Annotated in this window: 22 protein-coding genes and 2 pseudogenes; 12 read left to right on the top strand and 12 right to left on the bottom strand. The window is 62.9% G+C overall.

The genetic code is table 11. The annotated features are described in order from the left end of the window. Positions 1-122: 122 nt before the first annotated feature. The 3 genes from PG879_RS15050 to ilvY all read right to left on the bottom strand — a co-directional run bounded on the left by PG879_RS15050 (position 123) and on the right by ilvY (position 3979). Complete coding sequence (locus PG879_RS15050) at positions 123-2696, bottom strand: bifunctional acetate--CoA ligase family protein/GNAT family N-acetyltransferase (RefSeq protein ID WP_270830371.1); 2574 nt, start codon at positions 2694-2696, stop codon at positions 123-125. A 90-nt stretch (positions 2697-2786) separates the two neighbouring features. Continuing rightward, positions 2787-2978, bottom strand: coding sequence for a hypothetical protein (locus PG879_RS15045; RefSeq protein WP_010676124.1), 192 nt, complete (start codon positions 2976-2978; stop codon positions 2787-2789). Between the two features lie 107 nt (positions 2979-3085). Further along, on the bottom strand, positions 3086-3979 hold the full coding sequence (gene ilvY / locus PG879_RS15040; protein WP_010676123.1) for an HTH-type transcriptional activator IlvY: 894 nt from the start codon (positions 3977-3979) through the stop codon (positions 3086-3088). A 193-nt stretch (positions 3980-4172) separates the two neighbouring features. Between ilvY and ilvC the strand changes: the two genes are divergently transcribed. Then, positions 4173-5654: a ketol-acid reductoisomerase gene (gene ilvC, locus PG879_RS15035; protein WP_039041087.1), complete on the top strand. Its 1482-nt coding sequence runs from the start codon at positions 4173-4175 to the stop codon at positions 5652-5654. Between the two features lie 163 nt (positions 5655-5817). Here the strand turns inward: ilvC and pgi are convergent, their stop codons facing one another. Continuing rightward, entirely contained in the window at positions 5818-7467 is a 1650-nt protein-coding gene (gene pgi / locus PG879_RS15030; protein WP_039040994.1) for a glucose-6-phosphate isomerase, read from the bottom strand. A gap of 421 nt (positions 7468-7888) precedes the next feature. On the opposite strand from pgi, the gene PG879_RS15025 reads away from it, so the two are divergent. Beyond that, positions 7889-8077, top strand: a complete 189-nt coding sequence (locus PG879_RS15025; protein ID WP_029314882.1) for a hypothetical protein — start codon at positions 7889-7891, stop codon at positions 8075-8077. Between the two features lie 116 nt (positions 8078-8193). On the opposite strand, the gene PG879_RS15020 is transcribed toward PG879_RS15025, so the two are convergent. The 6 genes and pseudogenes from PG879_RS15020 to coaBC form a co-directional block, all read right to left on the bottom strand. Continuing rightward, positions 8194-9030, bottom strand: coding sequence for a mechanosensitive ion channel domain-containing protein (locus PG879_RS15020; RefSeq protein ID WP_039040993.1), 837 nt, complete (start codon positions 9028-9030; stop codon positions 8194-8196). Between the two features lie 396 nt (positions 9031-9426). After that, positions 9427-9510 (bottom strand): annotated as a pseudogene (locus PG879_RS15005) (nucleoid occlusion factor SlmA); the annotation flags it as partial. 27 nt (positions 9511-9537) lie between these two features. After that, positions 9538-9621: pseudogene (locus PG879_RS20600) on the bottom strand (nucleoid occlusion factor SlmA); the annotation flags it as partial. 27 nt (positions 9622-9648) lie between these two features. Further along, a complete protein-coding gene (gene slmA / locus PG879_RS15000) occupies positions 9649-10245 on the bottom strand; it encodes a nucleoid occlusion factor SlmA (protein ID WP_010676117.1) in 597 nt (198 codons plus the stop codon). Between the two features lie 70 nt (positions 10246-10315). Next, positions 10316-10774, bottom strand: coding sequence for a dUTP diphosphatase (gene dut / locus PG879_RS14995; RefSeq protein ID WP_010676116.1), 459 nt, complete (start codon positions 10772-10774; stop codon positions 10316-10318). Between the two features lie 76 nt (positions 10775-10850). Continuing rightward, the gene (gene coaBC, locus PG879_RS14990) at positions 10851-12053 is read right to left on the bottom strand and encodes a bifunctional phosphopantothenoylcysteine decarboxylase/phosphopantothenate--cysteine ligase CoaBC (protein WP_039040992.1); all 1203 of its coding nucleotides are present in this window, start codon (positions 12051-12053) and stop codon (positions 10851-10853) included. A 147-nt stretch (positions 12054-12200) separates the two neighbouring features. On the opposite strand from coaBC, the gene radC reads away from it, so the two are divergent. The 6 genes from radC to PG879_RS14960 all read left to right on the top strand — a co-directional run bounded on the left by radC (position 12201) and on the right by PG879_RS14960 (position 15849). Then, entirely contained in the window at positions 12201-12875 is a 675-nt protein-coding gene (gene radC, locus PG879_RS14985) for a RadC family protein (protein ID WP_039040991.1), read from the top strand. Between the two features lie 136 nt (positions 12876-13011). Beyond that, the gene (gene rpmB / locus PG879_RS14980) at positions 13012-13248 is read left to right on the top strand and encodes a 50S ribosomal protein L28 (protein ID WP_005307492.1); all 237 of its coding nucleotides are present in this window, start codon (positions 13012-13014) and stop codon (positions 13246-13248) included. 11 nt (positions 13249-13259) lie between these two features. Beyond that, the gene (gene rpmG / locus PG879_RS14975; RefSeq protein ID WP_005323752.1) at positions 13260-13427 is read left to right on the top strand and encodes a 50S ribosomal protein L33; all 168 of its coding nucleotides are present in this window, start codon (positions 13260-13262) and stop codon (positions 13425-13427) included. Between the two features lie 90 nt (positions 13428-13517). Then, positions 13518-13973, top strand: coding sequence for a hypothetical protein (locus PG879_RS14970; protein ID WP_102983710.1), 456 nt, complete (start codon positions 13518-13520; stop codon positions 13971-13973). 14 nt (positions 13974-13987) lie between these two features. After that, on the top strand, positions 13988-14800 hold the full coding sequence (gene mutM / locus PG879_RS14965) for a bifunctional DNA-formamidopyrimidine glycosylase/DNA-(apurinic or apyrimidinic site) lyase (protein WP_010676112.1): 813 nt from the start codon (positions 13988-13990) through the stop codon (positions 14798-14800). Between the two features lie 176 nt (positions 14801-14976). After that, a complete protein-coding gene (locus PG879_RS14960) occupies positions 14977-15849 on the top strand; it encodes a VirK/YbjX family protein (protein WP_270830372.1) in 873 nt (290 codons plus the stop codon). Positions 15850-15923: 74 nt separating this feature from the next. Here the strand turns inward: PG879_RS14960 and coaD are convergent, their stop codons facing one another. Further along, positions 15924-16406, bottom strand: a complete 483-nt coding sequence (gene coaD, locus PG879_RS14955; RefSeq protein WP_010676110.1) for a pantetheine-phosphate adenylyltransferase — start codon at positions 16404-16406, stop codon at positions 15924-15926. A gap of 221 nt (positions 16407-16627) precedes the next feature. On the opposite strand from coaD, the gene PG879_RS14950 reads away from it, so the two are divergent. Continuing rightward, positions 16628-17671 (top strand): glycosyltransferase family 9 protein, encoded by a 1044-nt coding sequence (locus PG879_RS14950; protein WP_041214218.1) that lies wholly within the window; start codon positions 16628-16630, stop codon positions 17669-17671. A gap of 339 nt (positions 17672-18010) precedes the next feature. On the opposite strand, the gene PG879_RS14945 is transcribed toward PG879_RS14950, so the two are convergent. After that, complete coding sequence (locus PG879_RS14945; RefSeq protein WP_010676108.1) at positions 18011-18787, bottom strand: glycosyltransferase family 2 protein; 777 nt, start codon at positions 18785-18787, stop codon at positions 18011-18013. 339 nt (positions 18788-19126) lie between these two features. Between PG879_RS14945 and waaF the strand changes: the two genes are divergently transcribed. The 3 genes from waaF to PG879_RS14930 all read left to right on the top strand — a co-directional run bounded on the left by waaF (position 19127) and on the right by PG879_RS14930 (position 22484). After that, positions 19127-20224 (top strand): lipopolysaccharide heptosyltransferase II, encoded by a 1098-nt coding sequence (gene waaF, locus PG879_RS14940; protein ID WP_223932182.1) that lies wholly within the window; start codon positions 19127-19129, stop codon positions 20222-20224. 1 nt (position 20225) lies between these two features. After that, complete coding sequence (gene waaA, locus PG879_RS14935) at positions 20226-21494, top strand: lipid IV(A) 3-deoxy-D-manno-octulosonic acid transferase (RefSeq protein ID WP_270830370.1); 1269 nt, start codon at positions 20226-20228, stop codon at positions 21492-21494. 111 nt (positions 21495-21605) lie between these two features. Then, positions 21606-22484, top strand: coding sequence for a DMT family transporter (locus tag PG879_RS14930; protein ID WP_048209623.1), 879 nt, complete (start codon positions 21606-21608; stop codon positions 22482-22484). Positions 22485-22581 lie beyond the last annotated feature (97 nt).

Here is a 22581-nt window from a genome sequence, read left to right as displayed (position 1 = left end):
GAGAGTAGGACACTGCCAGGCACCCAATACAAGAAACCCCGCTCACTCGAGCGGGGTTTTTTATTGCCTGAAATTCACGTTATCCATCCATATTTGGTTGATTTACCACCACAATTGTATCGTTATACAACCTGATCAGCACAGGGCAGCTCCATGTTGACTATCCCATCTTCCAGCTGAATATCGATCTTGAAACCGAGCCGTTTGGCCAGATTGATCATGCCGCGATTGCTGGGCATGGTCATGCCAGAGAGCTGGCCTATGCCACGCTCTCTGGCATAGCGCACGATCTTTTCCATCATCAACTTGCCGAGTCCGAGCCCTTTCAAGTCTGAGCGGACCAGGATGGCAAACTCCGCATCCGATTGATCCGGGCTGGCAATGGCTCGCACTACTCCCAGGATCTGCTGGCTGAAAGGGCCGTCCTGACCCACGGCGACGAAGGCCATTTCCCGGTCATAATCGATCTGGGTCATGCGGGCCAGCTCCTCATGCCCCAGCTCCCCCACGTCGGCGAAGAAGCGTTTGTACCTGTCTTCATCAGACACCTGCCGCACGAACTGCTTGTGGGCCGGCTCGTCTTCGGGGCGGATGGGGCGCAGCAGTACATGACTCTGATCTTTCAGCCAGGCACCCTCTTCCAGCTCGGTGGGATAGGGGCGAATGGCCAGTGGCAGCACTTGTTGTCCTCGCTCTGCCAGGACGAGCCGGGCATCCAGGATCACCATCTCTTCACCACAGGCCTGCAGCGGGTGCAGATCCAGTTCTTGTATCTCGGGGAAGGCCAGCAGCAGCTCGGAGAGCTGGCACAGCACCTGGCCGAGGGCGTCGATATCGAGCCGTACCGGACTGGCCTGCTCGCGGATCTTGCCATCCTTGAGGGCACCAATGATCTGGTAGCGAGCCAGTGCCTGGTTGAGGGGAGGAAGGGCCGCGACCATCTCGCGGGGCTCGGCACCCGACTCCCCGAGCAGGATGACGGGACCGAAAACCGGATCCTGCTGCAAACGGATCCGCAGCTCCAGACCCCCGCTGCGGCGTGCCATGCGTTGTACCAGAAGCCCTTCTATGCGGGCGCCAGGGTCGTGCTGACGTACCCTGTCCAGAATAGCATCCGCCGCCTGGGCGACTTCCGCCGAGGTGCGCAGGTTCAGCATGACACCGTGTACATCGGATTTGTGGGCGATGTCGGGAGATCGCAGCTTCACCGCTACGGGGTAGCCAATCTGTTCTGCAGTCAGTGCGGCCTCGATGGCATCGGAAACGATCCAGGTCGCGAGGGTGGATAGCCCGGCTGCCTGCAATATGGGGTGGGCCAGATGGGTGTCCAGCACCCGCTGCTGGCGGTCCAGCGCTTGCCCAAGGAGCTGCTGGCAGCGCTCGACATCGAGCCTGCCGCCCTGCAGGGAGGCCGGGGTTTCCATCAACTGCTTCTGGTTGCGGCGATATTCCACCATGTGCATGAAGGCCGTGACGGCGCTTTCCGGGGTGCGATAGGTCGGGATGCCCGCCTCGTTGAACAGGCGTCTCCCCTCCTGGGCGGAGTATTCGCCTGCCCAGTTGGTCAGGATGTTGAATCGTCTGGCCCTGGGATGCTGCTTGATGAAGTCGATCAGGCTGCTGGCGAGGGTGACGCCTCGGGCGGTGAGGGACGGTGCATGGATCAGCAGGATGGCATCGGCACCGTCCCCTTGGAGCAGCGTCTCGAGTGCACTCTTGTAGGCCTCGATATCTGCATCGCTGCCGATGTCGAGGGGTGGCATCGCCAGCTTGCCTCCCCGAGACAGCAGTACGTCTGCGGCCATGTTGGCGAGGCCGCGCCCGTTGGAGAGGATGGCGAGCCGCTCCCCCTTGAGGGTCAGGGAGTGGCTCAGGGTCTCGACAGTGGCAAACAGTTCGTGGGTATCCCGGACGCGCAGCATGCCAGCTCGGCGGATGGCGGCATCATAGACATTGTCGAGACCGTTGGCCGGGTCATGCCGACCGCTCTTGAGGATCAGGATGGGTTTGTTGCGCGAGGCGGCACGGGCGGCGGAGAGAAAGTGCCTGGCATCGTGCAGCTTGTCCATGTAGATCAGGATGGCGCGGGTCGTCCCGTCCCGGGAGAGCTGATCCAGCAGTTGGCCAAAGTCGATGTCGCAATGATCGCCCAGGGAGATGAAGGCCGAGAAGCCGATTTCGCGCTGCTTGGCCCAATCCAGGATGGTGGTGCTGACCGCTGCCGACTGGGAGAGAAACGCCACCTGTCCCGGAGTCGCTGCAATGGGGGAAAAGCTGGCGTTGATACCCTGCCCGGGGAGCAGCATGCCCATGCTGTTGGGGCCGAGCAGCCGAATGCCGTATTGCTGGCACAGATGCTTGAGCCGCAGGTGCTCGTCAGTGGAGAACTGGGCGGCCAGTATGATGGCGGCTCCGGTTCCTTTCTTGCCGAGCTCCTCGATGAGCGGCAGTACCCGTTCGCGCCGGGTACAGACGATGGCGAGATCGGGGGAGAGGGGAAGGCTCTCTATGTCCGGATAGGCGAGCACGCCAGCGATGGCCTGGCTGCGGGGGGCTACGGGTAGTATAGGGCCCTGGAACTGACCCGCCAGCAGGTGCCGGATGACCACATGGCCTGCTTTCTGCGGATCACTGGAGGCGCCGATGACGGCAATCGAGTGAGGTTTGAAGAGCCGATCCAGGCCGCTTTGTTTCATGGGCACTCCTCATGGTGGCCCCCGGGGCGAGGGGGGCGGATGGTGCCAGTCTAATACGCTTTGCGTGCGGGTTCTGTGACCGATTGCGGATCACGATCTGGCCAGTGCGCTGGCGCGCAGATAAAAGCGCAGCTCCCCCTGAATGCATTGCACCGTGGCGAGGTGCCTGTCCTGGAGATAGATCTCCTGCTCCCGATCGAGTTCATGGCGCTGGACCCCGAGGCTTTGCAGATATTCTGCGAACAGGATGGCACTGCGGATTTCGACAAGATGCTGGCTCACGCTCTATTCCTTGATGGTGGCTGGATGGTGCCGGCCAGTGTCCCCTCTTCTCCCCCACTTTAATACTGATACATTTGACACTCACTGTGGCTCCGACGCCTGCCGGATCAGCGAAGGCCTCCCTGGCCGCGTGCAGTGTCCCAGAAGGCGCGGATCAGCGGCTCTTCCAGCCGCTTCTTGAGCACGGCGATACCGACGTCGAACGCCTTGAGCGCCGGTTTGGGCTCGACCACACGCACCTTGTCCCCCATGGGGCTGTGATCGATGACGGCGGCAGGCACGACACCCACACCGAAGCCGAGGGCCACCATGGCGACGATGCCCTCGTTGCCCGCCACTTCTGCATAGATGTTGGGAGCTATCCCCTTGTTGCGAAACCATTGATCACAGCGCTTTCGGGCCAGCCCCTGTTCGGAGAGGATCAGCGGCAGGCGCTCCCAGTCAGGTTCGCCCTGGGGGAACCACTGACCCTGCTGGGGGGCATTGCGGGGGGCGATGAACACCAGAGGGACTTGTTGCAGGCTGGCGAATTCCAGCTTGGACGAGAGCGCATCCGGCCTCGCTGCGATGGCGAGATCGGCTTCGTCAGCCAGGATCTTGTCCACTGCCAGTGCAGGGTCGCCGGTCTCCAGCTTGATCTCCAGCTGGGGATAACGGCGACGAAAGCGTTCCAGTACCTCGGGCAGCAGAAAGTAGCTGGCGGTGACCGAGCAGAACACCCGCAGCCGCCCTTGCAGCGGCTCGTCGCTGCGCTTGAGCTCCTGTTTGAGTTGGCGCCACTCCTGCAGCAAGGCACCGCCAAACTCCCGTAGCTTGTCACCAGCAGGGGTGAGCCGCACCGAGCGGTTGTCCCGCTCGAAGAGCACGCAGCCGGTCTCCTGCTCCAGTCGCTGGATGGCGCGGCTCAGGGTGGAGGGGCTGACCGCCATGGCATCGGCGCTTTTGCCGAAGTGGAGGGAGTCGGCGAGGTGGAGAAACAGTTCGAGATTGCGAAGGTCCATCTTTTTATTCCTGCGGCGTTGTCAGGCGCCCTGTAGCACGATGGCTCGGCGGTGGGAGATTGCGGGAAATCACATTTCAATTCCTGCAACGTACTGTTTCGAATATATCAGTTCAGGCAATAAGTGTCCCGCGCTATAGTGGTTTCGACAACGCCGCTATCCGGCATGGAATCAATCGAACGGAGCAATCACCATGGCTAACTATTTCAACACCTTGAACCTGCGTCAGCAGTTGGCCCAGCTGGGCAAGTGTCGTTTCATGCAGCGCGAAGAGTTCGCGGACGGCTGCAACGTGCTGAAGGGCAAGAAGGTGGTGATTGTGGGCTGTGGCGCCCAGGGCCTGAACCAGGGTCTGAACATGCGCGACTCCGGGCTGGACATCTCCTACGCCCTGCGCAAGGCCGCCATCACCGAGAAGCGCGCCTCCTGGCAGAAGGCCACCGACAACGGCTTCGTGGTCGGCACCTATGAAGAGCTGATCCCGACCGCCGATCTGGTGCTGAACCTGACTCCGGACAAGCAGCACTCCGACGTCGTCAAAACCGTGATGCCGCTGATGAAGCAGGGCGCCGCTCTTGGTTACTCCCACGGTTTCAACGTGGTGGAAGAGGGTCAGCAGATCCGCTCCGACATCACCGTCGTGATGGTTGCACCCAAATGCCCGGGCACCGAAGTGCGTGAAGAGTACAAGCGCGGCTTCGGCGTACCGACCCTGATCGCAGTCCACCCGGAGAATGATCCCCAGGGTGAGGGCATGGCCATCGCCAAGGCGTGGGCCTCTGCTACCGGTGGCGACCGTGCCGGCGTGCTGGAATCTTCCTTCGTCGCGGAAGTGAAATCCGACCTGATGGGCGAGCAGACCATTCTGTGCGGCATGCTGCAGGCCGGTTCCCTGCTCTGCTACGACAAGCTGGTTGCCGAGGGCACCGACCCGGCCTATGCCGGCAAGCTGATCCAGTTCGGCTGGGAGACCATCACCGAGGCCCTGAAGCAGGGCGGCATCAGCTTGATGATGGACCGTCTCTCCAACCCGGCCAAGCTGCGTGCCTTCGAGCTCTCCGAGCAACTGCGCACCCTGATGCGTCCGCTGTTCGAGAAGCACATGGATGACATCATCGCCGGCGAGTTCTCCCGCGGCATGATGGCTGACTGGGCCGAAGACGATGCCAAGCTGTTCGGCTGGCGCGAAGAGACCGGCAAGTCCGCCTTCGAGAATGCCCCTGCCTATGCCGGCAAGATCGCCGAGCAGGAGTACTTCGACAATGGTGTGGTCATGGTGGCCATGGTCAAGGCGGGTGTCGAGCTGGCGTTCGAAACCATGGTGGCCTCCGGCATCTATGAAGAGTCCGCCTACTACGAGTCTTTGCACGAGCTGCCGCTGATCGCCAACACCGTCGCCCGCAAGCGTCTGTACGAGATGAACGTGGTCATCTCCGATACCGCGGAGTACGGCAACTACCTGTTCGCCAACGCCGCCGTGCCGCTGCTGCGCGAGCACTTCATGCCGACTCTGCAAGCAGGGGACCTGGGCAGTGCCCGTGCCGAGAGCAAGGCGGTGGACAACCTGGCCTTGCTGGCTGCCAACGAAGCGACCCGCAACCACCCGATCGAGAAGATCGGCCAGACCCTGCGTGGTTACATGAAGGACATGAAGCGTATTGCCGTCGGCGGTTAAGCCTTCGCTGAGCGGCATCGGAAGGGGCGGGGATGACGATCCCCGTTACTGGCTGGCTTAGACACCTGGCCTGTCGTCCGGATGATGCAAACAGACAGATTGAAGCCTATAAAAAAGCCCCGCTCATCGAGCGGGGCTTTTGCATTCTGGAGGGCGGGAGCAATCAGGCCTTCCAGGCTTTCCAGGTGTTGATCAGGCCGTTGGTGGAGCCGTCGTGGCTGGTGACGGCCTCATCGGTGCCCAGCTCCGGCAGGATCTTGTTGGCCAGCTGTTTGCCCAGCTCCACACCCCACTGGTCGAAGGAGAAGATGTTCCAGATTGCGCCCTGTACGAAGATCTTGTGCTCGTACATGGCGATCAGGGAGCCGAGGGTTTTCGGGGTCAGCTGCTTGAACAGGATGGAGTTGGTCGGGCGGTTGCCTTCGAACACCTTGAACGGCACCAGATCCTTGACTTGCTCCAGCGTCTTGCCGGCGGCCAGGAACTCGGCCTCCACCGCTTCCTTGCTCTTGCCGAAGGCCAGGGCTTCGGTCTGGGCGAAGAAGTTGGCCAGGAGCTTCGGATGGTGGTCACCGATGGGGTTATGGCTGATGGCCGGCGCCAGGAAGTCGCAGGGGATCAGCTTGGTGCCCTGATGGATCAGCTGGTAGAAGGCGTGCTGGCCGTTGGTGCCCGGCTCACCCCAGATGATGGGACCGGTCTGGTAGTCAACCGGATTGCCGTCGCGATCCACGTACTTGCCGTTGGACTCCATGTTGCCTTGCTGGAAGTAGGCAGGGAAGCGATGCATGTACTGATCGTACGGCAGGATAGCTTCGGACTCGGCACCATGGAAGTTGTTGTACCACAGGCCGATCAGGGCCAGCAGTACGGGCACGTTCTGCTCATAGGCGGCAGTGGCGAAGTGCATGTCCATCTCGAAGGCGCCTTGCAGCAGGGCCTCGAAGTGCTCGAAGCCGAGGGAGAGGGCGATGGGCATGCCGATGGCGGACCAGGAGGAGTAGCGGCCGCCGACCCAGTCCCAGAACTCGAACATGTTGTCGGTGTCGATGCCAAACTCGGCCACGGCCTTGCCGTTGGTCGACAGGGCGGCGAAGTGCTTGGCCACGTGAGCCTTGTCACCGGCGTGACCGAGGAACCAGTCGCGGGCGGTCAGGGCGTTGGTCATGGTCTCCTGGGTGGTGAAGGTCTTTGAGGCGACCAGGAACAGGGTGGTTTCCGGATCGATCTTCTTGAGCGTCTCGGCGATGTGGGTGCCGTCGACGTTGGAGACGAAGTGCATCTCCAGGTGATTCTTGTAGGGGCGCAGGGCCTCGGTGATCATGACGGGGCCCAGATCGGAGCCACCAATGCCGATGTTGACCACGTGCTGGATGGCCTTGCCGGTATAGCCCTTCCACTCGCCACCGATGACCTTCTCGCAGAAGCCCTTCATCTTGGCCAGTACGGCGTTCACTTCCGGCATCACGTCCTTGCCGTCAACCTCGATGGGACGGTCGGAGCGGTTGCGCAGGGCGGTGTGCAGTACGGCGCGCCCTTCGGTCATGTTGATCTTGTCGCCGTTGAACATGGCGTCGATGGCGCTGCGCAGATCGGTCTCGCCAGCCAGGTTCACCAGCAGCTTGAGGGTCTCTTCGGTGATCAGGTTCTTGGAGTAGTCGACCAGGATGTCGCCACCGAAGGTGAGGGAGAACTTGTCAAAACGCTTGGGATCCTGTGCGAACAGATCCTTGAGACGCATCTCCTTGTTGGCTGCAAAATGGGCTTCCAGTGCCTGCCAGGCCTGGGTCCGGGTTGGATTGATATTTTTCATAGGATTATCAGTCTTCCAAGTTGTGTTTGAACCTTGCAGGCAAGGCTCCCGCCAAACCTTATTATGCGAGCATTATACCGGGCACTCCGTGCGCCCCGTGTAACAGAGCATTACCAATTGTCTGCAACGAGGGAGTGTACAACCAAAACAGTGCGATTATGAGTCACCCAGTACCCCGGGATCTTGCGTTCGCGCATGCTTGTTCGGGTTGAAAAGGCTTTCATTTCAAGGGGAGCACGGCCGTGGCGCTGGAAAGCTGGCGTGACAGATAAAAGGGTATTCAACAGACGCTCATCGGACGGTTTTTTGAGCAGGCGCAAATGGCGGGCAACAGACGCTGGCTACCATATGAGCCGAATGGACGAGATCTCCCAGGGATGGCCAAGGTATGGAATCAATGGTGTGGAATGAGGAGATCGAGATGAAAGCCCTGTTATCCCTGTTTGCCCTGAGCCTGATCGCCACCGGCCTCATCGGTTTGCTGACCCTGACGCTGGCCAATGCGGCGCCGACGCTGGAGATCCGCGTGCTGGCGGTGATCGGTGCAGTGCTGGGGGGCTATGTGCTGATGCAGCCCCTGCTCAACCGGGTCGCACGTCGGCTGGGGTGAGAACACGGTGCGACCTGGTGCGCAAGACCGGCCTGTGGCCGGTTTTTTTCATGTCACAGAAGGCAGAAACGACAGTGCCAGCCCGAAGGCTGGCACTGGAGAACGCGCACCGAGGATCAATCTGCCGTCTTCTGCATGTGGACCACACGCTGGGGGAAGGGGATCTCGATGCCCTCGGCGTCGAAGGTGAGCTTCACCTTCTCGTGGAAGTCGAACCAGACACCCCAGTAATCACCGGTCTTGACCCAGGGACGCACCACGATGTTGACTGAGGAGTCGGCCAGCGCGGCAACGGCAATGGTGGCTGCCGGCTCCTTCAGGATGCGGGGCTCTTCGCTCACCAGCCGCTCCAGGATCTGTTTGGCCTTGCGCAGGTCGGAGCCGTAGCCGATGCCGAAGGTCATGTCGACGCGGCGGGTATCCATGCGCGAGTAGTTGACGATGGTGCCGTTGAGGATGGCGGAGTTCGGCACTACCACCATCTTGTTGTCACCCGAGGTGAGGGTGGTGGTGAAGAGCTGCACCGATTGCACAACGCCATTGGTGCCTGCCACCTCGATAAATTCCCCTGCCTTGATGGGGCGGAAGATGATGAGCAGGAAACCGGCGGCAAAGTTGGAGAGAGAGCCCTGCAGCGCCAGACCGATGGCCAGACCGGCGGCACCGATAATGGCGACGAAGGAGGCGGTCTGCACCCCGACCCGGCCCAGGGCGGCGATCACCACGAACACCAGGATGGTGTATTTGAGGATGCTGCCGACGAAGTGGGTGACGGTGGTGTCCAGCTTGCGGGTCTGCATCACCTTGACCACGCCACCGCTGAGAAGGTTGGCTGCAATGTAACCGACCAGCAGGGTGATCAGGGCGGCGGCGATGTTGACCGCATACTCGATGATCAGCCCCTGGTTGTTGGTCAGCCAGGTCTGTGCTTCGGTAATGATCTCGGGTTCCATAGGATGTCCTGTTGGTGTGAAGATTTATGGCAGATGAATCTAACATTTGAGCGCGACAAGCTGGGTCGCATCTGGTGCTTGTCTCTTCTTTTGTGCCACAAAAAGCAAGGGAGGCCAAGGCCTCCCGTTTTGTCACAACCCTGCTGGCGCAGGGACGCTGGGCATGTACGCACTCAGCTTTGCAGCAGCTGGCAGCGGATAAACTGCCACTGATCTTCAAACCCTGCGGTGGGTTTGATTGTGAGCTCGGAGCGGACGTGCATTGACTGATGCGGTCTGCTGGCTCAGCTTTGCAGCAGCTGGCTGCGGATAAACTGCCACTGATCTTCAAACCCGGCAGTGGGCTTGATTGTGAACTCGGAGCGGGACGTGCATTGGTTGATGCGGTCTGCTGGCTCAGCTTTGCAGCAACTGGCTGCGGATGAACTGCCACTGATCTTCAAACCCGGCAGTGGGTTTGATTGTGAGCTCGGAGCGGACGTGCATTGGTTGATGCGGTCTGCTGGCTCAGCTTTGCAGCAGCTGGCTGCGGATGAACTGCCACTGATCTTCAAACCCGGCGGTGGGTTTGATTATGAGCTCGGAGCAGACGTGCATTGGTTGATGCGGTCTGCTGGCTCAGCTTTGCAGCAGCTGGCTGCGGATAAACTGCCACTGATCTTCAAACCCGGCGGTGGGCTTGATTTTGAACTCCGAGCGGACGAACTGGCTGATGCGGCCCTCGGTATAGGCCAGCAGCAGGTTGGCCAGCATGGTCTCGTCGAGCTGGAAGCCCTGGCCTTCCCGCAGCCGTTTCTCGCGCAGTACCTGCTTTATCTGGGTCTCCAGCTTGTCGAACAGAATGCTGATGCGATCCCGCAGCCGATCGTGTTCGCCCAGCAGGGCATCGCCATTGAGAATGCGGGTGATGCCGGGGTTGCGCTCGGCGAACACCAGCAGCAGCTGCAGTATGTGATGGCAGCGGGCCATGGTGTCCTTCTCTTCGGCCATGATCAGGTTGACCCGTGACAGCAGGGAATCCTCGATAAAGTCGATCAGCCCCTCGAACATCCTCGCCTTGCTGGGAAAATGCCGGTAGAGGGCCGCCTCGGACACGCCCACCTCGGCCGCGAGGCGTGCCGTGGTGATGCGCTGGCCCGGGCTGGTTTCCAGCATGTGGGCGAGTGCCTGCAGGATCTGATCGCGCCGACTCTGTTTCTGGTTACTGCTTGCCATGGATTCCCCTAAAAAAACAATGGCTTGATTCTATTATTTGGCACGTGCCCCAGGGGGCCGTGTGGTCTTGTTATTGGCGACCAGAAGAACCAAACCCGCCTTCACCCCGTTCACTCTGATTGAATTCGTCGACCAACTGGAAGCTGGCCTGTACCACTGGCAGGATCACCAGCTGGGCGATGCGCTCGCCAGGCTGCATGGTGAAGCTGTCGTTGCCACGGTTCCAGACCGAGACCATCAACTGACCCTGGTAGTCGGAGTCGATGAGGCCGACCAGGTTGCCCAGCACGATGCCGTGCTTATGGCCGAGGCCGGAGCGGGGCAGGATGGTGGCGCACAGACCCGGATCCTGGATGTGAATGGCCAGCCCGGTCGGCACCAGCGTGGTGTCGCCCGGGGCCAGGGTCAGCGGGGCATCCAGCAGGGCGCGCAAGTCCATGCCAGCGGAGCCCGGTGTGGCGTAGGCGGGCAGCGGGAAGTCGGTGCCGATGCGGGCATCCAGGATTTTCAGTTCAATTTGTGTCGTCATGAATCTTTTTCAATTGGATCGCCTGGCGATCGGGTGGTACTGCAGGAGCCTGGGGCTCCCGGCATGTTCAATGGGCTCAGGGTCGATAATGGCGTGCAATCAGGGCGACAAGATGACGGGCGAGCGTCAGCTTATCGGCCAGGGGCAGGGCGGCTTGACCCCCTTGCCAGAAGACGGTCAGGGCGTTGTCATCGGCATTGAAGCCCTGGCCTGCACGGGACACATCGTTGGCTGCGATCATGTCCAGCCGCTTACGTCGAAGTTTGTCGAGGGCGTATTGTTCCACATCCACGGTTTCGGCGGCAAATCCGACGGTGAAGGGTTTGTCTGACAACGCCCCCACATCGGCGATGATGTCGGGGTTTTTGACCAGGGTCAGCTGCATCTGGTCGTTGTCGCCGGTCTTCTTGATCTTTTGCTCGGCCACCTGGGCGGGACGGTAGTCGGCGACGGCAGCGCAGCCGATAAAGAGGTCGCACTCACCGACCCGGCTCATCACTGCTTCGTGCATCTGCAGGGCACTCTCCACATCGATGTGGGTAACGCCGGCCGGGGTGGCCAGTGCCACCGGGCCGCTCACCAGGGTCACCTCCGCGCCCGCTTCGCGCGCGGCGCGGGCGATGGCGTAGCCCATCTTGCCGGAGCTGTGGTTGCTGATATAGCGCACCGGATCGAGCGCCTCGCGGGTCGGCCCGGCGGTGAGCAGCAGCCTGACGCCTGCCAGGAGCGGTTCGGCGGCGAGCTGCTGGCAGCAGCGTTCCACCAGTTCCAGGGGATCCAGCATCCGGCCCGGGCCCACGTCGCCGCAGGCCTGGCTGCCGGAGTCTGGCCCCCACAGCTGAATGCCGCGCTCGGCTAGGGTCTGAAGGTTGGCCTGGGTAGCGGCGTTGCGATACATCTGCTGGTTCATGGCTGGCGCCAGGGCGACAGTCGCTGGGGTGGCCAGGCAGAGGGTGGTGAGCAGCTCGTCCGCCATGCCGGCGGCCATGCGGGCCATCAGGTTGGCGCTGGCGGGGGCGATCAGCACCAGATCGGCCCACTTGGCCAGTTCGATGTGGCCCATGCCCGCCTCGGCAGCCGGGTCCAGCAGACTGTCGGCCACCGGGTGGCCTGAGACGGCTTGCAGGGTCAGCGGGGTGATGAACTCCTTGGCGGAGCGGGTCATCACCACTCGCACCTCGGCCCCCTGATCTTTCAGGCGACGTACCAGTTCGGCACTCTTGTAGGCGGCGATCCCGCCACTGACACCCAACAGGATGCGCTTATCGGCCAATCTCATCTGCTGCTTCTCTTCCGGCTCACTCTGACTGGTCGGCTAAGATAGCACAGGCAATGGGTGGCGACAGAGGCTGACATGGGGGAGTTGTGGTCGGGCTCGCGGGATTCTTTGCTATGTTTTCTCTCAATAGCCATCAGGGAGAGACAAATGAGCATCAAGGAGTGGCCGGAAGAGGAGCGCCCGAGGGAAAAGCTGCTGCGCCGAGGGGCGGCGACGCTCTCCGATGCCGAACTGCTGGCCATCTTCCTGCGCACCGGGGTCAGCGGGTTGAGTGCGGTGGATCTCTCTCGCCAGTTGTTGCAGCAGTTTGGTTCCCTGCGGGCACTGCTGGGAGCCGAGCAGCAGGATTTTTGTGGCGCTCACGGGCTGGGACCTGCCAAGTATGCCCAGTTGCAGGCGGTGCTGGAGATGGGGCGGCGCCATCTGGCCGAACAGTTGCAACGGGGAGAGGCGCTCACCTCGCCCGGGCTAACCCGGGACTTTCTGCAAGCCCAGTTGCGGGATCGGGGGCGGGAGGTGTTCGCCCTGCTGCTGCTCGACAACCAGCACAGGGTCATCCGGTTTGTCGAACTTTTTTACGGCACCCTCGACTCGGCGAGCGTCTGGCCCAGAGAAATCGTGCAGATCGCGCTCAAACATAATGCAGCCGCCGTGATTCTGGCGCATAATCACCCGTCCGGCGTGGCCGAGCCCAGTCGGGCGGACCGCCAGATCACGGATCGGATCCTGGCCGCCCTGGCCCTGGTCGATATCAGAGTGCTTGATCACCTGGTGATCGGTGATGGCATCACGGTTTCTTTCGCAGAGCGTGGTTGGTTGTGACTGGGCTCTGGCACTGTATTAGTTGATCTTTGATCACGGATGCTGTATAAAATGCCGCCTTCTGTTTGCCCCGCAATCGAAGGCCAGCGGGGCAGATATTTGCTCGAGCAATGAAGTAAGATTTGGAGAGACTGACATGTCTAGAGTATGCCAAGTAACCGGCAAGCGCCCGGCAGTTGGTAACAACCGTTCGCACGCTAACAACGCTACCAAGCGTCGTTTCCTGCCGAACCTGCACACTCACCGTTTCTGGGTTGAGAGTGAAAAACGCTTCGTGAGCCTGCGCGTATCCGCAAAAGGCATGCGTATCATCGACAAGCGCGGCGTTGAAGTGGTTCTGGCTGAACTGCGTGCCAGCGGCGTTAAGGTATAAGGAATTAGATCATGGCTAAAGGTATTCGCGATAAGATTCGCCTGAACTCCAGCGCCGGTACTGGTCACTTCTATACCACTACCAAGAACAAGCGCACCATGCCCGAAAAAATGGAGATCAAGAAATTTGATCCCGTGATTCGTCAGCATGTGATCTACAAAGAAGGCAAAATCAAGTAATTACTTGGTTTCGCTGCAAAAACCCGGCCTCGTGCCGGGTTTTTTTATGGCTGGAATTCAGTACACTGCCGATTCGAAGGGAGGCTAGCCATGTTCAAACTGAGCCGCAAAGGCTGGAACAACGTGATCATCGTGGTCGTGTTGATCGTCATTACCCTGTTGCACCGGCTGGAGCAGGCCCAGCAGGAGAACAGTGCCAAACGCGCGCGTCCGCTGTTGCCGGAGAGCGCCGTGGTGTTGACCTGGCAGGGGCCGAGCTGGCAGATAGAGCGTATCGGCCAGGGCTGGCGCAGCGTGCCGGATCTGGGGCTCGGCAGCGCCCAGCTGGCGGCCCGCATCGAGATGTGGCAAGGCTGGCTGCTGCCCCCCGGCGAGCCCGTGCGCGGCACCCCGGTGACCCTCAAGATCTGGATCGCCGGACAGAGCGATCCGGTGGAAGTCGGGCTCTATCAGGACGACGGCAAGTTTGCCGCCCTGCTGCCCTCCTCGACCTGGCTCAGCCTGAGTCAGGCGCAATACCGTGACCTGATGCGTCCCATTCCCTGAACGAGAGATCGCCCATGCCTGAATTACCGGAAGTCGAAGTCAGCCGCCAGGGCATCTCCCCCTGGCTTACCGGCATCAAGGTGACCCGCGTGGTGGTGCGGGACGGCCGCCTGCGCTGGCCCGTGCCCGGCGAGATCCAGGAGCTGGTGGATCTCGTCATCCACCGCGTCAGCCGCCGCGCCAAATACCTGTTGCTGGAGACCGACTTCGGCACTGCCATCCTGCATCTCGGGATGTCCGGCAGCCTGCGGGTGCTGGACATCGGCACCCCGGCCGAGAAGCACGATCACGTGGATATCGAGCTGGCCAACGGCAAGCTGCTGCGGCTCAACGATCCGCGCCGTTTTGGCGCCCTGCTGTGGACCCGCGAACCGGCCGAGGCCCATGCCCTGCTCGCCAAGCTGGGGCCGGAACCCCTCACCGACGCCTTCCATGCCGATTACCTGCGGGAGCGGGCGAAGGGGCGCAGCACCGCCATCAAGCAGTTCCTGATGGACAACCACGTGGTGGTCGGGGTGGGCAACATCTACGCCAACGAGGCGCTCTATGCCGCCGGCATTCATCCCAGGCGGGCGGCAGGCAACATCAGCGCCGAGCGGCTGGGCACCCTGGTGAGCGAGATCAAGCGGGTGTTGGCCGAGGCCATTCGCCAGGGGGGCACCACCCTCAAGGATTTCACCAGCGCCGACGGCAAGCCGGGCTATTTCGTCCAGCAGCTGCAGGTTTACGGCCGTGGCGGCCAGCCCTGTTTCCACTGCCACACCCTGCTCACCGAGGTGAAGATGGGCCAGCGAACCACGGTGTTCTGCTCCCACTGCCAACGCTGAAAGCGGGATTTTTGAGCCGGAACCGGCCAAGTTGTAAGAGAGTATTTCCGGTCTGTTGAAGCGGCGTCAGCCCATGACTACTATCTCGCCAGTTCAGGCTGCGAGGTAATAAAATGACAGCTAAATCAATAGACTGGGAACATTTATCCCGGCAGGGGCACTATTGTGCCCACGATATGGCCCGCTTCCTCTATCCCGAAGACAGCGCCCGCAAGACCTTCAATCGCGGCAAGTTTTTGCTGCGCAGTCTGCTCTACCGTGCGCAGTTGAACCGGGTGTTCGAGCTGTTCCAGAGCGCCCCCCTGCGGGCGCTTCCCGCCCGCCACCCCGAGCTGCTCGACAAGCCGATGCGCCCCTATCGCTTCGCCTGCTCGACGGTGAACCAGCGGGTCAAGATGGTGGAGGATCACTACCGCCTGCTGCTGGGCCTGTACCCCGAGCTCATCGACCCGCTCTATCTGGGGGAGGGGATAGTGCTGGGCCATTATCCCGATGGCGGCTGGCGCATCGTGCTGCGTCACGACGGCACCTTCCGCAGGGAGGCGGAGCTGGCGCTCTCCATCGTCAACGCGCGGGGGGAGCGACTCTACAGCTGTGCCTTCTCCCTGGCGGGCAGCGAACAGGAGCTGGCCCTGGTGATCGGGTCGGTGCAGGGGCCAGAGCCCTGTGTCGAGCAGCCCCAGGAGCAGGTGCGGGCATTGACCCGGGCGGGTCAGGGTCTGAGACCCAAGTTGCTGGTGGTGATGCTGGTGATGGCGCTGGCCGGGGCCATGGGGGCCCACCGGGTCTGTGCGGTGCGCATGAAGGCCCACATCTTCCAGGCAAGACGGTACAGCAAGAAGAAGAAAGCCTGCCTGCAGGCGGACTACGACGAGCTGTGGCAGGAGTTTGGCGCCCTCGATCAGGACGCCAACTTCGTGCGGCTGCAACCCGTGGTGCGCAAGCCGCTGGAGGAGGTGGCCGCCAAGAAGCGGGCCATGTACCGGCGCCGTTACGAGTGGCTCGATCAGCTGGAGCTGGCGATCCGCCAGCAGTTTGCCCGCAGCTAGGCGTGCAGTGCGTTGATGCAACAAGGGCTACCCGCGGGTAGCCCTTGTTCGTTTCTGCCCATCAGGGGAGGGGATTAGCGCTGCTGTCTGGCGGCAATGGCCTGAGCCACCAGGGGGTCGACGAACTGGTGGATGTCACCTCCGTGCAGCGCCACCTCCTTCACCAGGGTGGAGGAGATGAAGGAGTTCTCCTCCGCCGGGGTAAGGAAGACGCTCTCCAGGGTGGGCATCAGGCGACGGTTCATGTTGGCGAGCTGGAACTCGTATTCGAAATCGGAGACGGCGCGCAGGCCGCGGATCAGCACGTTGGCCTGCTGCTCCCTGGCAAAATCCACCAGCAGGCCGGAGAAGCCCACCACCTTGACGTTGGGCAGGTGAGCCGTCACCTGCCGGGCCAGCTGAACGCGCTCCTCGAGATCGAACAGCGGCCGTTTGCTCGGGCTGTTGGCCACCCCGACCACCACCTCGTCGAACAGTCTGGCGGCGCGGCCAATGAGATCGGTATGGCCGTTGGTGATGGGGTCGAAGGTGCCGGGATAGATTACCTTGTTGGTCATGCTGCTGATTCCTGAAACCGGAAAACTGGTCGCATTATAGGGGTTGTTGCCGGTTTGTCGCGACCGGGATGGCGCGGATTTCTGGCGTTGATCGGCGGCCGGGGTCGCACAAATCGGAGCCCCGTGGCGTCTTCGCTTGAGAATCGCCCTGCATCAGGCAAGAATACCCGCATCGCGCATCAAGCCTCCTTCGCTGGTGACAGGGAGCATAGGGATTTTTTATGAAACGTATTCTGGTAGTCCGCAATGACAAGATTGGTGACTTCATGCTGGCGTGGCCGAGCTTTGCCATGCTCAAGCGCTCCATGGAGTGTCATGTGACTGCCCTGGTTCCCGCCTACACGGCGCCCTTGGCCCGCCTCTGCCCCTGGATCGACGAGATCATCCTGGATCCGGGTGCCCGGGCCGACAAGGAGCAGCAACGCGCCCTGCTGGCGCGCATCAAGGCGGCCGCCTTCGATGCTTCCATCTGCCTCTTCTCCAACACCCGCAATGCCAAGCTGGTGTGGAAGGCGCACATTCCCTACCGGCTGGCCCCGGCCACCAAGCTGGCCCAGGTGCTCTACAACCAGCGCCTGGTGCAGCGCCGCTCCCGCTCCCAGAAGCCGGAGTACGAATACAACCTGGATCTGGTGCGCCGCTTCCTCGCCGATCAGCATCAGACCGTGGTAGAGCCACAGGGCCCCTACCTCGACTTCGACCCCGAGAGCCTGCTGCAGGTGCGCGAGCAGGTTGCCGCCCGTCTCAGGCTCGACGCCAGCCGCCCCTGGCTGATGGTGCATGCGGGCAGCGGCGGCTCGGCCAACAACCTCTCCATCGAGCAGTACTCGCGCCTCATCATCAAGCTCAACCAGGCCTGTCCCGAGTTGCAGTGCGTGCTGACGGCAGGCCCGGGGGAGGAGGGGAAGGCGGAGCAGTTGGCGGCCGAATTGCTGGCCCATGGGGGCAACGGCTGGATCTATCGTTCCGACGAGGGGTTGCCGAAGTTCTGCCAGGTGATGGCCAACGCCGCCCTGTTCGTGGCGGGCAGCACGGGGCCCCTGCACATCGCCGCGGCCATGGACGTGCCGACCGTCGGTTTCTTCCCGGCACACCGTTCGGCGACGCCGCTGCGCTGGCGGCCGCTCAACGGCGAGGGGCGCCATCTGCCCTTCAGCCCGCCGGAAGACAGCGACCACCCGGAGGACATGAGCCAGCTCGATCCCAAGGCCATGGCGGCAGAGATCGCCCGCTGGGCGCCGCCCTTCTGGCGCGCCGAGCGCTGAGAGCGCACACAGAACATACAGACAGGGCCCCACGGGGCCCTGTCTTGTATGGGGATGCGCCCTGCTGGCAGACCGGCCTACCGGGCGTGGCTCCCGACAGCCCCCTTGACGGGCCTGCCCGGGCCCCGGGCAGGGGAAACCTGTCGGTATAAGCCGGAGTCGGGTCATGTTGCCAATATCCATGCATTCGGCTTATAGCGGCCAGTTTTCGTCCGTGGCGCCCGGGTTTGCGCCGTGAGCGGCCCCGCGAGGGCTGCGCCCGCTCCATGGCAATGGGGTTCACCCCTTGTCCCGCTGGAACAAGGGGTGAGTCATGAATGAGATCTGTGGGGCGATGCCCTATTTCGGCTGCTGGGGCTGCTGGCGAACCCAGAGATCGGCGTATTTGACGAAGGTGGAGTGGGCGGAGAGGATGGCCAGCAGCAGGCCCTGCTTGCCGTCGAGGAAACCGGCCTTGAGCAGGTACATCTTGAGGAAGCAGCCGACGGCGTGGACCAGCCCCTGGCCGAGGGATCCCTTCTTGCCGCGGGCGGTGCGCTGATCGGCCCATGCGCGGGCATAGCCGGCGGATTTGACCAGGTAGTGTTCCAGATCCCGGTAGGTGTAGTGGAGGAGGTCGCCCTGCAGGTTGACGATCTTCATGTTGGCGCGCACCTCCACCTTCTCGTGTACCAGCGCCTCGTTGTAGCCGGTCAGCGCCTTGGGGTAGAGGCGCAGCACCCGATCCGGGTACCAGCCGCTGTGGCGGATGAAGCGGCCGAACACCCAGGAGAGGCGCGGGATGGAGTAGATGGTGTCGCTGGCCGGGTTGGCCATGACCCCCTGGATGGCTTCCCTGAGTTCGGGGGTGAGCCGCTCGTCCGCGTCCAGCCACAGCACCCACTCCGACTGGACATGGGACTGGGCGAGGCGGCGCTGACGGCCGAAACCGGGCCAGGTGGTGTTGACGAAGAAGCGGGCGCCAAATTCGGCGGCGATGGCCGGAGTGTCATCCTGACTGCCGGAGTCGAGAATGACGATTTCATCCGCCAGGCCTTCGAGGGAGGCGAGGCAGGCACGGAGGTTGTCGGCTTCGTTCTTGACGATCAGGACGGCCGCCAGGGTCGGTTTTTTCACAGGCAAGGGACTCTTGTTGGTGCCCGGCGGGCGGGTCATGCTCGGATTGGCGCCCATTCTAGCCTAAAACCCCGCGCGGGGCATGACCCGAGGGCCTGGTGGGCCCGCTTTTGAATGCGGGGGAAGGGAGATCTCTGCTACCCGGCAGTCGGTGGCCCAGGGCACGCCGTGTCCGGGTCGAAGAGGGCCTCAGGAGGGATGCGCGGGGGAGCAGACCCTGCCAGGTAGGCGTTTTGCGGGAGCAGACGGGTATCTTCTGTTATTTCTTCGGCCTTTCTTGGGGCATAATCTCGCCCAGTAACGATCAACAGCCGGGCCAGTCCCGAGAGAAGACGCGCGATGAAGATATTGGTGATCGGCCCCTCCTGGGTCGGCGACATGGTGATGTCCCAGAGCCTCTACAAGGCGCTCAAGAGCAACCACCCGGGCAGCGAGCTCCATGTGATGGCGCCGGCCTGGTGCGTGGCGCTGCTGGAGCGCATGCCCGAGGTGGACAAGGCCATCCCCATGCCGCTTGGCCACGGTGACTTCAAGCTGGGGGCACGCCGCCGCCTTGGCAAGCAGTTGGCCGCCGAGCAGTACGATCAGGCCATCATCCAGCCCAACTCCATGAAGTCGGCCCTCATCCCCTGGTTTGCCAGGATCCCGGTGCGCACCGGCTGGAAGGGGGAGCACCGCTTCGGTCTGCTCAACGACATGCGCAGCAACAAGCAGGCCTTCCCGCTGATGGTGGAAGGCTATGTGGCTCTGGCCTACCCCAAGGGGCAGATGAAGAGTCGGGACGACATTCCCGCTATTCCCCATCCCTCCCTGCACGTGGATCTCATCAACCAGGGCAAGGCGCTGGAGCGGCTCGGCCTGAATCGTGCCCGCCCCGTGCTGGTGCTCTGTCCTGGGGCCGAGTTCGGCCCGGCCAAACGTTGGCCGGAGGGGCACTACGCCGTGGTGGCGCAAAAGCACCTCGACGAGGGATGGCAGGTATGGATCTTCGGCTCGGGCAAGGACGTGGACGTGGCCAACACCATCCGCGATCGGATCAACCCCCTGTCACGCCCCAACTGCCACGTGCTGGCGGGCAAGACCAGCCTGCACGAGGCGATCGACCTGATGGCGCTGGCCGGTCGGGTCATCGCCAACGACTCGGGCCTGATGCACGTGGCGGCCGCCCTCAACCGGCCGCTGATCGGCGTCTACGGCTCCACCTCGCCCCTCTATACCCCACCGCTGGCGGACAGGGTCGAGATCGTCCACACCGACATCGAATGCCGCCCCTGCTTCAAGCGCACCTGCAAGTTCGGCCACCTCAAGTGCCTGATCGAGCTGATGCCGGAACGGGTCATCGAGGCGGGAAATCGGCTGGAGCGTGGGGAAACGGCAGATCTGACCATAGTGCGGCAGCCGGTGGAATCCTCCGCTGCTAAACCCGGTAATAGCTAGCATGATCTACCGGTTGCTCTACAACCTGCTGATCCACCTGGGGTTGCCCCTGGCACTGCTGGCGCTCTACAGGCCCAAAAAAGGCAAGCCCGGCTTCGGGGCGCGCTGGGCCGAGCATCTGGGGCGATTGCCGCCGACCGGACAGGAGGCTCCCCTCTGGATCCATGCGGTGAGCGTGGGGGAGACCCTGGCCATCACCCCCTTCATCCGCGCCCTCAAGGCCGAGCGCCCCGAGCTGCCCATCCTGCTCACCACCACCACCCGCACCGGCGCCGAACAGGCTGCCAAGCTCGGGGATCTGGTGGTGCACCGCTATGCGCCTCTCGACTATCCCTGGGCCGTCTCGGCGTTTCTGAGCACCGTCAAGCCCCGCGCCCTCTGGGTGATGGAGACCGAGCTGTGGCCGAACTGGCTGGCGGCCTGCGAGGCACGGCACCTGCCGGTGACCATCCTCAATGCCCGCCTCTCGGAGCGATCCTGTCAGCGCTATGGTCGCTTCCAGGGCGCATTCGATGCCTTGAGCCGCCCATTGACCCACCTGCTGTGCCAGCATCAGGACGATGCGGATCGCTTCCATCGGCTGGGCATAGCGCGCAACCGGCTGGCGGTGACCGGATCCATCAAGTTCGACATCCAGTTTGGCGACGAGGTGCAGGCCAGGGGCCGTGCCCTGCGCCAGCAACTGGGGGAGGCACGACCTGTCTGGATCGCCGCCAGTACCCACCAAGGGGAAGACGAGCAGGTGCTGGCCGCCTTCGATCGGGTGCTCAAGGCCCACCCCTCCGCCCTGCTGATCCTGGTGCCGCGCCATCCCGAGCGTTTCGAACGGGTGGCCGAGCTGTGCGCCCCCTACGGTTGCGTGCGGCGTACGGCGGGCAGTGCGGTCGGCGAGAGCGACAAGATCTACCTGGGTGACACCATGGGCGAGTTGCCGCTGATGCTGGCGGCGGCGGATCTCGCCTTTGTCGGTGGCAGCCTGGTGCCCGTGGGCGGTCACAACCTGCTGGAACCGGCGGCGCTGGGCAAACCCTGCTTGACCGGCCCCGTCTATTTCAACTTCAGCGACATCACCCGCCAGCTGGTGGCCCAGGGGGGCGCGGCCGTGGTGGCGGACGCCGAGGCGCTCGGCCACCGGGTGAGCACCCTGCTCGGCGATGCCCCTGCTCGCCGCGAGATGGGGGAGCAGGCCCGCGCCGTGGTGCTGCGCAATCAGGGGGCGCTGGCGCGCACCCTCTCCCATTGCCTCGCCAGCCTGGAAAGTGACGACTGAGGCGGGGCGGCGTGGTGGCCGCCCCGCCAGCATGTCTGCCAAACCCCGGGAGACAATCCGCGCCTCTTTCCTTTATGCTCTGCCCTTTGCCCCTGACCCTGTGATGCTCCGATGAACCGCGCTCCCCTGCTGTTGATGATACTGGTCACCCTGCTGGCCGCCGCTGGCTGGCTCTTCTCGAAAGAGGCGATTCGCGAACTGCCCACCGCCGCCTTTATCGGCAGCCGCTTCCTGTTGGCCGCCCTGCTGCTGTTGCCGCTCGCCTGGTTGCGCGAGCCGCCCCCCAATGGCTCACAACTGCTGCGTGCCGCCGGGTGCGGCACCTTGCTCGGGGCCAGCCTGCTGTTCTGGGTTACCGCCATCAGCCAGAGCGATGCGCTCGGCAGTGGCGCCTTCATCATGAGCGTGGCCACCCTGATGGCGCCGCTCGCCGCCTGGGCCGCCTTCAAGGCCAGACCCGGCCGCCACTACTGGCTCACCCTGCCCGTCGCCGTGGCTGGCCTGCTGCTGCTCTCCAGCAGCACCCACTGGGGCGTGTCGCTCTCCCTGTTCTGGTTTCTGGCGGCGGCCGCCACCCTGGGGGTTCAGCTCGCGGTGCACCGCCACTTCGCCCAGTCCATTCCCCCTACCTGGCTCACCTGCATCCAGCTGGCGGTGACCGGACTGCTCGGCACCCTGCTCTCCCTGCTGACCGAGCAGTGGCCCGCCAGCATCGGCACTGGTATCTGGGGCTGGTTTGCGGCCAGCGTCCTGATCGCCACCACATTGCGCTACTGGCTGCTCACCCACGCCCTGAGCCGGATGACCACGGCCCACGCCGCCCTGCTGATGCTGCTGGAACCGGTCTGGACTCTTATCCTGAGCACCCTCTTCTATGACGAACCCCTGGGCCCCGCCAAGCTGGCCGGCGCCGGCCTGGTGCTGGGCGCCCTGGTGCTCTACCAGCTTCCCCTGCTGCTGCGCAGCCGAAGGCTGAAGTCACCGGTCTAGCCTGCGCGGGTGGGGGATGCATAGAAAAGAAGAAGAGGGTCTGCATGGCAGACCCTCTTTGCGTGATGGTACATGTCGGGCTCCCTTTGCTTGGGGC

The organism is Aeromonas sp. QDB63 (genome assembly GCF_027707425.1).
Lineage (GTDB): Bacteria > Pseudomonadota > Gammaproteobacteria > Enterobacterales > Aeromonadaceae > Aeromonas > Aeromonas caviae.
Note: the sequence above shows the minus strand (reverse complement) of the source record. Positions and strands in the feature narration are given on the sequence as shown.